Source organism: Campylobacter sp. CNRCH_2013_0898h, assembly GCF_025772965.1.
GTDB classification, from domain to species: domain Bacteria; phylum Campylobacterota; class Campylobacteria; order Campylobacterales; family Campylobacteraceae; genus Campylobacter_D; species Campylobacter_D lari_D.
In genome coordinates this window covers 1-10,441 of the sequence record NZ_JAKMTD010000021.1, presented here as the reverse complement: position 1 = coordinate 10,441, position 10,441 = coordinate 1, and the positions used below count along the sequence as shown (strand labels likewise).

Below are 10,441 nucleotides of genomic sequence, written 5' to 3'. Positions count from 1 at the left end.
TGGGGTATTGGGATTGAAATACAATTGAGTGTTTCTTGAAGATTTTCATATTCATTTATCCAATACAATTGTATTTTTTTTGCCCCAAAGGGTGTAACAAGCGTAAAATATCTAAAATCTTCTATTTTAAGATTAAAAATTTTATCAAATTCGATATAGTTCATTAAGCCGTAATCTTTAAAATCACATTCTTTGTATATAGATTTTAAAAATTTTGGTATTTCATTGACAATGAAAAGTATTTTTATTTTTTCTTTTGATAGATTAATAGTTAGTTCTTTTACTATATTATTTGGATATTCTTGTTTAATGATATCTAATAATTGTTTGTTGCTACAATTTTCCAAGCTATCAAGTTTAATTTCAAAATCTTTTTTAATTTCTAATTTTGTAGGTGTATATTGTAATTTATGCTCTTTATTAGATTGTGGCAGCAGTATATTAATTTCTTTTTTATCTTGAATAATTATTTTAGCAATACCCATAATTTTTGTATTTAAATCTAATAAAATTTGTAAGTCTTTTTTAGAGATTATGTTTTCTATATCTTTTTTAAAACTATTTAGATTTAAATTTTCACTAGATAAAAATTGCATAAGTTTATTTAAAAATATGGGTTGAGGAAGTATCATAGTTCTTTCAATCTTAAATTTTTAAGTTCTTTTAAATTTATAGCTCTAATTAAAATTCTTTCTTCTGATTGTATTAAAGCAAATTCTTGTAATTTTTCTAAAGCTTCTTTATATTCTAAATATCCTAGAGGTTTATCTTCGCTAATACTAAAAAAACTTAACCTCCATTCTACTTCTTCATTTTCATCATCTAGTTCAAAATTTTCCCAAGGTTCTTTAAATAAAATAGTATCTGTATCTTCACTAAGAGTAAAATTTACTATTGTTTTGTCTAATGCATCATAAAGTTTAGGCATAGCCTCATAAGCTTCTTCCCAACGCTTTTGTAAAAGTTTTAAATCTTTCATAAATTTTTTCCTTAAATATAAAATGAAATTATAACTAAGAAATTTTATATTAAATCATAAGGAAAGTATTTATACTGTTTAAATTCTTCTTTATCCAAATTCATTAGTTTTACAATTGCAGCACCTTCAAGATCCCAGGTATCTAAAGGATCCCTTAACCTTGTATGTTTTTTCATATATTTATGTAAAAACTCAATATCTTGTGTGGCTATAAATTCTTTAATCAGTTCATGTTCTTTGCAAGCACATTTGCGTTCTAAATTTAACTTCTTACCCTTAGAACCTATAAAATGTAAAAACCAATCTCTATTGAGTATATCCCTTCTTTTTCTCTCATCTTCTTCTATTAATTCTAGCAAACAAGTAGTATCCATATCTAATAATACTCTAACGCAAAGTTCAATAGCATTTCCCCTGTAATAGCCAATATCCAATCCTGTTTCTAAACGATTTTTTTCTTTTAATAGCATAAGTGCTTCTAAATCTTTTTTAACTATGTTTATATCATCACCACGAGAGTATTTATCTAAAGCAATACATTTTTTTCTATCTTCTATACAAAAAATACAAGTTTGTCTATCTCCAAAAGGAAGTTCTAAAAATATTTTTTCGGATTTCTTGATATCTTCTTCACACTTTATTATATGTTTTGTAAAATACGCTTCATCTTTCTTAGTATCTCTTACCATTTTCTATCCTTTAGGTTTTTTAATTTTATTTGCATCTTTATCTAAATAATGAATGGTTTCTTTACCTCCTTCATCAACATGAAATAAATCTTTTCTGATTTCATTGCTATTTTTTTCAAGAAGTTCTTTTATCTTTTCTCTATGTTCTTCATCTGCAACACCAAGTCTATTTTTGTCCTCTTCTAATATCCAACTATTACTCATCTGTTTGGTTTTTTGATTTCTATTTAACTTGCCTGTTCCAAACTTAGCTTCTGCGATGATATATTTTGGATTTTTATTGGGGTTATAATAAATTCCATCAATTCCTTGATGAATTTTATCATCAAGTCCTTGAACTTTGTTTAAGCTAATTCTTTTATAGCCTTGATTTAAATAATGCAAATGCATTTTAGCTTCGCCATAATTTCCTTTTTGTTTATTGCTTAATTTATCAATGCCATTTAATTTTTGTATCTTTTTTTCCATATTTGCTAAAACTTTTTTAGCTTCTTTTTGTTGTGCTTGAACTTCTTTTAAAAATACTTGTTGTTTATTTACTTGTTTTCTTCTTTGTGCTGCTTTTAGCTTACCTCCTATCCCTTCCCATCTTATCTTGTCCCATTTAATCTTAGCAAGAGGATTAGCTTGTATTTTAGCTAAAGCAAATTTAATCTTATTTTTCTTAGGTATAGCTAATATAGGATAACCTTTATTACTTACCCCTATTAAACCCATTTGTAATACAGAATGTTTATGATTTACTTTATGATTTGAATAAGTATGAGCAAATACTAAAGCTACTTTAGTACAAGGTCCTCCTAGCATAGGTGGATTTACACATCCACTTATACTAGCTCCTTGTATTTCGTTATTAAGCATAATAGGAACATTGTCTGATTTTATTCTTTTAGCATTCTTTGCTTTTAACTTAACCTTACCTCCATGTATGCATAATAAAGTATTATCTTCTAATATAGGATGCATACAAGAAGTATCAGGACTTATATTAATAGCTTCTATTTTAGGAAGAGTTATTTTTCTTTTTTTAGCCATAAAAAGCCTTGTGGGTTTGAAGTATGCTTTTTAATTGCTCATCTTTAGCATAAAGAAATTTTTCTTCTAAAGAACAATCAAAATTTAAAGGAAAGGGTTTTAGGGTGTTTTTACTTAGAAATTTTTCCCAAAGTATAGAGTTTTCTTCTGCTGAAAACTCCCAAAAATCATCTTTATTGTTATAAACATAGTCTTTATAGTCTATAAAATTTACAAAGTTGATATTTACATTTTTTTGCTTAGAAAGCATACCTTGTGTATTTTCTTCTTCTGTGTTTTTTGGAATTTTGTTGTAATTAACAAGATAATAATTAAGTCTATCTTTGTTTAATTCTTGATCATCAAGTTCATTTAAAAGTTCTTTAGAATAATAATTTAAAAAATAATTATTTGCAAATTCTTCAATATGCTCTTTAAAGCTTCTTTTATAAATTAACTCATCATAATTAGTAGGGTAAGATTTTAAAGTATTATTTTTAGAGTTTAATACATAATCATACCCTACAAAAAAATAAGAAAAACCCATAAAAGCATAATCAGCACTTATGCCCTTACAAAGGCTTAAAAAAATATTTTCAAGTTCTAAGATGATTTTGTCTTCTTTGCTTAAATTTAACTCTTTTTGAAGTTGTTCTTGAGTTTTTGAGATAAAGCCATAATTAAGTCTATCTTCATAATTTTTTACTAGATAATTTAAATTTTCATCATTAAGATTAAAAGTAAGGCATAATGAAGAATTAAAATAAATATCATATTTATTAAAGTAGGGTGCTAAATTATCTTTTTCTATAAAAGTATTGATTTGGCTTTGAGAAAAATTTTCTCCTTTTTCATCCCAAAAAGGTAAATTAGGGGAGAGGTTTTTAAGAGTTCCTATTTCACTTAATTCATCCTTTTGATAGTATCGATGTAAAATGTATTTGCTTTTATCCCTACATAAACGATTATAAATTTGAGTATAATTTGAAGGTAAAAAATTTAACCATTCATCCTCACTGTGTAGATTTATACCCTCAAATTGATCAATACTAAAACAAGCTTTAAGTTCTTGCATAGCTTTTAATGTATTTTCTAAATGTTTATTATAAAAATTATTTTCATTGGCTTTTTTAAATTCAAACCAATCTTTGGCATTTAAACGATTACCTTTTAAACTCCAAGCATTAAGATATTTTTCATCACTAAAAGTTTTTTTAGATAAAAGATGAAAGCTAACCTGATTGGCACTTAATGTTTGTTTCATTTAAAAGCTTTCAAAGCATCAATTTTTTCACACCATTTGTTAAAGTGTTGACATTTTAATCTTATGTTGTCTATACCAATTTCTTTTGCGATCTTGCTACCATGCAAAACTTTTTTATAGCTAGGAGAAGAAAAAATCTTTTTTAGCCTGTGTGACGGACTTGTTTCCTTGCTATTGTTGATGAATTCTGGATTATTGTATTTTTCGATAATACATTCTAATTCGCAAATGAGTTTTTCATCCCATTCAGCGTCTGCTTCAATGATTTTTGTAATATCACTAAAAAGCAAACTTTCAAATTCATGTGGTTGTATATAGCTAAAAAATTTATTTGTATCGCATTTTTGTTTAATTGCTTCATCAAAATCTTTTTGTATTTTTTCAATATATTCATATATATCAGTATCAGCTTTATTTTCTTTTAAAAATTCATCATCTAATCCATAATAATCAAACATAGTTGTCATGAAAGCTTGTGTATCTTGTTTTAATTTTTTAACGATAAAATCAACCACTCTATCATACGAAAGCGCACCGCCTTTGTGTCCTTTAGATGTAGGTATTGTAAGTGGAGTGAGATAAATTTTGACATTGTGAAAATACGGACTTAAAGTTTCATTGATAAATTTTTCTTCACTTTGTCCTTCGCAAATTACATAGCATCTTATAATATCTGACATTATTTTGGTCTCCCACCTATAAGATTACTAGCCCAAATTTCTCCAAGTGTGTATTCTTCAAGCCAAGTTTGTAGTTTTTCATTGTCCATTCTTGTAAAAATAGATTGATCACCTTCTTTATCTACAACTATAATATCTTGTGCTTCAAAATGATTTATCAGTTCTACAGATTGAGAAGAAATAATGAGTTGTTTTTCTTGAGCTACTCTTTTAATGATCTCGCTTAAAATTTTTAACGCATAAGGATGTAGTCCTAATTCAGGCTCATCGATAATAATTGTTCCTGACATTAGCTTAAAAGGCTGAAGCAATAAAGTAGCTAAGCATATAAACCTTAAAGTTCCATCAGAAAGCATATGTGCTTTAAAAGGAGTATCAGGATCGTTTTTATGGTACCATTCTAATTGTATATTATCACTATTTCTAAAAATAAATCCCCCAAAAAAAGGAGCAATATCTTGTATAGTAGTTAAAATTTGTTCATAATGTTTATTGTGATTATCATGGAGCATTTTAAGATAAGCTGCTATATTTTGTGCATCTTCTTTGAATATAAGATTATCATTTACATCACATATGCTTTTCATTTTAGATGTATCTCCAGTATCATGAAAATGATAAAGCTTCCATTTCTTAATTTCACTTATAACATGTTGTGCCACTTTTTTAGAATAAGATTGCTCCATTATTTTTGAAAGATTGCTTTCTAATTGATTGCTTCCTATGAGTTCTTCATAATTTTTATAATCTCCATCAAAGAAAATATATTCTTTTGATATCATAAGTTTATTTTCACTTGTTGGAATTAAAGTAGCATAATAACTATTTTTACCAAAAGTAAATTTAAAATATATCTCATTTGTTTCTTTTCTACCAAAATACAAAAAACTATCAGGTCCTTTATCTTGTGTATAAAATTGCAAATTTTTATTAAACAATGCATTAAGCATTTTAAATACCGAGATAAAATTACTTTTACCTGCACCATTTGCACCGATTAAGATATTTAAATTTTTAAGTTCAAATTCGGATAAATCTTTTATAGATTTATAGCCTTTGATTGTTATGTTATTTAGCATTTATATCCTTTTGATTTTCACAAAACTTCTTTAACTTTTTTGAAGGTTTTTATTTTCATTAAAAACTTCTTCTAATTCTTCTGCATTATTTAAATTTAATCTTTTTATTACTATTTTATTAGGTGTTGCTCCTTTTATATGATGTAGATATATTTCTTTAAAAGCAGTTTTTATGCTTCTATGTAAATGCCTATGGTAGATAAAGCCACTTCTTGCATCACAATCTCCACCTTTTTCTGAAAAAATTCTCAAACGAGAAGTTTGAATATTTGATACTTCAGACCAATTTTGCTTGTCTTTATCCTTTTCATTTAGGATTTCTACCACCTTTGTTTTTTTCAATCTTTTTGTTTCTTTATTAAACTCACCTACTTTTTTTCCATCGAGTGCTAGTTTTTCATGTTCTTCACGAGTCAATACACTTCCTGTTACATTTTCTGTTAAATGTGTATAATGATTACACACAAAGATGTAATCAAGCTCATATTCTCTAGCGAGTTTTAACTCAAAACTTATTTGTTCTGTTAGACTTTGAACTTGGACATTTTTAACTTCGACTAAACTAGGAATACCATTAATATTTACTAAAAAATCAGGTATAGTATGATTAAAACTATGAATGTTAAAATTCGCATCTAGTTTTCTTTGATTGCTTAAATAGCGTGTAGATCTTTTCCCAAAAAGCAAAGAAGCAACATATTCTCCCGTATCTCCTATGAGTTTAGGTGAAATTTTTTTCTTATTATTTTTTAATTCTTTGCATTTTTCAACTTCTTCTTTTTGTTTTTCCTGCAAATCTTCCTTAGTTTCTTCAGAAATTCCATCTGCTTTTTTAATGGTTTCAAGCTTATGTTGTGCGCTTTTTAAAAGATCTTTTATTTGTTTTTCTTTACCACCATAAGAAGCAAAGCTTTGTTCGTTTTCAAGCATACTTTTAAAAACCTTAGGACTTTGTAAAGCAAAATGACTTGGATGTTCCACATTGGCTATTTTTCTTTGAAAAGTAAGGGTTTTTTGTTTGATATTGCTTAATTCTGAAATGACAAAGCTGCTATTTAAAATAGGCACAGGATCAAAACTAGATTCTCCTTTATCACAGATTAGTCTAGGTATAAGACACCATTTATAACCAGATTCATTCTTGAAAGATTTTTCATAAAATTCTTTCAAGAAATCCTTTGTTACTGTTGCCACGCCATTATCTATTGAAAATGATCTTATATGATTTTTTATATTATCATCACTTGTATAAATATCATAAAATACATCGTATTCATAATCTTTTCTTTTATATCCTTTAGCAGGCAAAGCATCATCTTTTAATTTATCAAATTCTTCATTGATTTTTTCATTGCTTTGAAGTTTAAGTTTTTCAATTTCTTTTTCTTTTTCTTCATTGATTGTTTGTATATATTCTAAAGATTTGCTTTTATTGATGCGATATTCATCTTTTTTTGTTTTTTGGTTTTTATTCTTGTTTTCTTCTCCTATCATATGCTCTTCTTTAGGCAAATAAAAGGCAAGAGAATAACCACTGATGATATCTACACTTTCAAATTCTTTGATTTTAAATTTCACATCATTAAATTCCAATGAAAAATCCTTTTTTGTTTTTTATCTTAATTTTTCTTCTTTCTTCTTTCTTCATACATTTTAATTTGTTCTATTCTTTCTAAGCTTGTATCTATATCATATTCTTTAACCAATTCTTCCCAAGTCTTAGCTCCTGCTTTTTTTAAGATTTTTATGTTTTTATTTATATCGCAAGTATTAGCTCTATCTAATGGGGTTGCAGGTTTATAATAGCTGATTTTTCCATCTTCAATATCACTTATACCACAATTAGCCGCATTCACATCAGCTCCATATTTGATTAGCACTTCCACACAAGCTCCTATAGGTTTTTCTTTGCTTCCTGCAGCCCTATGTAAAAGGGTTTTTCCTGCATCGCTAAAACTAAATTCATTTTTTGTTTTAATACTTCTCATATTAGGATTTGCTCCTAGTTTTAAAGCTTCTTCTAAATAATTTGCATGATTAAACAATATCCAAACATGCAAAGGAGTGCTGCCACTTTCTTCATTATAAGTTTCAAATGTGCATCCTTTTTTAAAAAAATACTCTATTACTTCTTTATTTTTTCCATCTCTATCAATATACCTACTAAGTGCATTAAATCCAAAGCACACTTCATCAGCTTTAAGTCCTAAATTTTCAAAATACTCCATCATTTCAAAACTTTTACTTTTATCATAAGCAATTCCTGCACAAGCTAAAGTGATAGCAGTATCTATAATAGCTCTTTTGTTTTCACTATCCCAATAAGGTGTATAGCATTTTTCAAAAAATATTTCAGGCACAGGATAATCTTTTAAAAATTCTTTAACTTCTTCAAGTTTGTTAGCCTCTACAAGATCATAAAATTCTAAACATAATTCTTCTAAATATTCTTCTGAAGAATTTTCTTCAAAATTTATTAATTCTTCTAATGTTTTCATTGTTTTTCCTTTCTTTATAAAATGAGTTTTAATCTTTAACAAGTGATTTTAGTATTTTATAAATCTCACTTAAATCATCATGACAAAGCACATTTTTAATAAACCAATCCTTAAATTCATCCTCATCTGCTTCATCATAAGGTATACCAGTATCTTCTTCAAAAGCAACTTCGTAGTTTTCTGGATCTAAATTATTATATGCACCTTCCATAAAATCATCTATATGATTTTTTACTGCTTCTAGGAGTTCTTTATTAGGTTTTGTGTCTAAAAATGCTTTGAAATCATCTAAGCTTTCTAAAATATCGGTATTAAAATCCATTGTTTTTCCTTTATTTTTTCTTCTTTCTTCTTTCTTCATACATTTTAATTTGTTCTGGTTCTTCTAAGCTTGTATCGATATTGTATTCTTCAACCAATTCCTCCCAAGTCTTAGCTCCTGCTTTTTTTAAGATTTTTATGTTTTTATTTATATCGCAAGTATTAGCTCTATCCAATGGAGTAGCAGGATCATAATATTCAATTTTTCCATCTTCAATATCACTTATACAACAATTAGCCGCATTTACATCAGCTCCATATTTGATTAGCACTTCCACACAAGCTCCTATAGGTTTCTCATCAGATTCTGCAGCTCTATGCAAAAGGGTTTCTCCTGTATTAGTAAAGCTAAATTCACTTTCTGTTTTAATGGCTCTCATATTAGGATTTGCTCCTAGTTTTAAAGCTTCTTCTAAATACTTCACTTCTTCGCCGCATAATATCCATTCATGTAAAGGAGTGCTGCCGCTTTCTTCATTATAAGTTTCAAATGTGCATCCTTTTTTAAAAAAATACTCTATTACTTCTTTATTTTTTCCATCTCTATCAATATACCTACTAAGTGCATTGTATCCAAAGCACACTTCATTGGCTTTAAGTCCTAAATTTTCAAAATACTCCATCATTTCAAAACTTTTACTTTTATCATAAGCAATTCCTGCACAAGCTAAAGCGATAACAGGATCGATAATAGCTCTTTTGTTTTCACTATCCCAATAAGGTGTATAGCATTTTTCAAAAAATATTTCAGGCACAGGATAATCTTTTAAAAATTCTTTAACTTCTTCAAGTTTGTTAGCCTCTACAAGATCATAAAATTCTAAACATAAGTTTTTTACATATTTATCTACATCTTCTTCTAAAGATAATATTTCTTCTAATGTTTTCATTGTTTTTCCTTTAGTTTTTTTATAAATTGGGTTTCTTTGTGATTTTAGTTTTAATTTAAAAAAATTGCTTTTAATCTGCTCTCAAATCACCTCCTTTTACCCTTAAACCTTTATCATCTATAATTACTTGCATTTTTCCTACTTGAAGTATAATCTTATCTTTTGTTTGTGTGATGGTGGTATTTTCACCTACTTGAGAGATGATTCGTTTTTGTGCTATTAAAGTGCTTTCTTTATTAGCTAAAGTATTTATTTCATCAGCCGTAAAGGAACAATTATTTTTAGCTTTAAAACTAATAGAATCATCAGCTTCAGCTTTGAAATACTCATTTGTTTCTATGCTTAGATCTTTTTTGGAGTGAAATTTTATACTTTGATTGGTTTGAAGCACATAAGAACCTTTTATGGTTTCATTTTTATTATGTCCTATTCTTTGGATAAAATCATTTTTGATATCTTGCTCTAGGTTATTGTTGATGATTACTCTTTTATCATTTCCTATTTTTTCTTCATGATTTTGTCCGATATTGACTTCATTACTAATTCCTACATTCAAAGTATTACTTAAACCCACATTAGTATCTTTAGAAAGCAGGGTATTTTCTAGATACTGCGCACCTACATTGACATTTTTAAAACCTATGATATTTTGCATATGCCCTAAGGTAATAAATTCAGTATATAAAGCTCCTACTTCTGAGGTTTTGTTATTTTTTATAGTTTGCTCATAGTTATTGCCTATTTCTTCTTTATAATCTTTTTGTGCTAAAATGTAAAATTCTTCCTTGTCTATATCATTTTTTAAAGTGATTTCATTTCTTGCTTTTGCATCGGTATTATCTTTTCCTATAGTAGAATTAGAGATAGTTAGATAATGTTCATTTTTATAATTTAGATTATATTCTGTATTTTCTTGTAGTTTAAGTTCATCTAAGCCTTTATTATACATAGGTATAGCACTTAGATAATTTAGTGTTTGTCCAGCGATTTCTCTTTTGTATCTTGGGTAGTTATATTGTGGCATAGT

The 10,441-nt window shown here is 27.2% G+C and carries 12 protein-coding genes; all 12 read right to left on the bottom strand.

Annotated elements, in window-relative coordinates:
- Positions 1–596: hypothetical protein (locus L8X50_RS07995; protein WP_263659999.1), on the bottom strand; the 596-nt coding region annotated here is incomplete at its 3' end.
- Between the two features lie 32 nt (positions 597–628).
- Complete coding sequence (locus L8X50_RS07990) at positions 629–979, bottom strand: DUF4299 domain-containing protein (RefSeq protein ID WP_044598815.1); 351 nt, start codon at positions 977–979, stop codon at positions 629–631.
- 44 nt (positions 980–1,023) lie between these two features.
- Complete coding sequence (locus tag L8X50_RS07985; protein WP_220520021.1) at positions 1,024–1,668, bottom strand: PoNe immunity protein domain-containing protein; 645 nt, start codon at positions 1,666–1,668, stop codon at positions 1,024–1,026.
- A gap of 3 nt (positions 1,669–1,671) precedes the next feature.
- The gene (locus L8X50_RS07980; protein WP_263660867.1) at positions 1,672–2,703 is read right to left on the bottom strand and encodes a hypothetical protein; all 1,032 of its coding nucleotides are present in this window, start codon (positions 2,701–2,703) and stop codon (positions 1,672–1,674) included.
- Positions 2,696–3,946 carry a hypothetical protein gene (locus tag L8X50_RS07975; protein ID WP_263660866.1) on the bottom strand — a complete coding sequence of 417 codons (1,251 nt, stop codon included), beginning with the start codon at positions 3,944–3,946 and terminating at the stop codon, positions 2,696–2,698. The genes L8X50_RS07980 and L8X50_RS07975 overlap by 8 nt, the downstream gene beginning before the upstream one ends.
- Positions 3,943–4,626 carry a DUF4276 family protein gene (locus tag L8X50_RS07970; protein WP_263660865.1) on the bottom strand — a complete coding sequence of 228 codons (684 nt, stop codon included), beginning with the start codon at positions 4,624–4,626 and terminating at the stop codon, positions 3,943–3,945. The genes L8X50_RS07975 and L8X50_RS07970 overlap by 4 nt, the downstream gene beginning before the upstream one ends.
- Positions 4,626–5,705: an AAA family ATPase gene (locus L8X50_RS07965; RefSeq protein ID WP_263660864.1), complete on the bottom strand. Its 1,080-nt coding sequence runs from the start codon at positions 5,703–5,705 to the stop codon at positions 4,626–4,628. The genes L8X50_RS07970 and L8X50_RS07965 overlap by 1 nt, the downstream gene beginning before the upstream one ends.
- A 30-nt stretch (positions 5,706–5,735) precedes the next feature.
- Positions 5,736–7,298 carry a putative toxin gene (locus L8X50_RS07960; RefSeq protein ID WP_263660863.1) on the bottom strand — a complete coding sequence of 521 codons (1,563 nt, stop codon included), beginning with the start codon at positions 7,296–7,298 and terminating at the stop codon, positions 5,736–5,738.
- 26 nt (positions 7,299–7,324) lie between these two features.
- Complete coding sequence (locus L8X50_RS07955; protein ID WP_263660862.1) at positions 7,325–8,203, bottom strand: ankyrin repeat domain-containing protein; 879 nt, start codon at positions 8,201–8,203, stop codon at positions 7,325–7,327.
- 28 nt (positions 8,204–8,231) lie between these two features.
- Positions 8,232–8,525, bottom strand: a complete 294-nt coding sequence (locus L8X50_RS07950; protein WP_195672374.1) for a hypothetical protein — start codon at positions 8,523–8,525, stop codon at positions 8,232–8,234.
- 10 nt (positions 8,526–8,535) lie between these two features.
- A complete protein-coding gene (locus tag L8X50_RS07945) occupies positions 8,536–9,414 on the bottom strand; it encodes an ankyrin repeat domain-containing protein (protein ID WP_263660007.1) in 879 nt (292 codons plus the stop codon).
- A gap of 70 nt (positions 9,415–9,484) precedes the next feature.
- On the bottom strand, positions 9,485–10,441 hold a 957-nt coding region (locus tag L8X50_RS07940), incomplete at its 5' end, for a bacteriophage T4 gp5 trimerisation domain-containing protein (RefSeq protein ID WP_263660008.1).

Coding starts and splice junctions, on each gene's coding strand:
- L8X50_RS07990 (WP_044598815.1), bottom strand. CDS start 979: ATGAAAGATTTAAAACTTTTACAAAAGCGTTGGGAAGAAGCTTATGAG.
- L8X50_RS07985 (WP_220520021.1), bottom strand. CDS start 1,668: ATGGTAAGAGATACTAAGAAAGATGAAGCGTATTTTACAAAACATATA.
- L8X50_RS07980 (WP_263660867.1), bottom strand. CDS start 2,703: ATGGCTAAAAAAAGAAAAATAACTCTTCCTAAAATAGAAGCTATTAAT.
- L8X50_RS07975 (WP_263660866.1), bottom strand. CDS start 3,946: ATGAAACAAACATTAAGTGCCAATCAGGTTAGCTTTCATCTTTTATCT.
- L8X50_RS07970 (WP_263660865.1), bottom strand. CDS start 4,626: ATGTCAGATATTATAAGATGCTATGTAATTTGCGAAGGACAAAGTGAA.
- L8X50_RS07965 (WP_263660864.1), bottom strand. CDS start 5,705: ATGCTAAATAACATAACAATCAAAGGCTATAAATCTATAAAAGATTTA.
- L8X50_RS07955 (WP_263660862.1), bottom strand. CDS start 8,203: ATGAAAACATTAGAAGAATTAATAAATTTTGAAGAAAATTCTTCAGAA.
- L8X50_RS07950 (WP_195672374.1), bottom strand. CDS start 8,525: ATGGATTTTAATACCGATATTTTAGAAAGCTTAGATGATTTCAAAGCA.
- L8X50_RS07945 (WP_263660007.1), bottom strand. CDS start 9,414: ATGAAAACATTAGAAGAAATATTATCTTTAGAAGAAGATGTAGATAAA.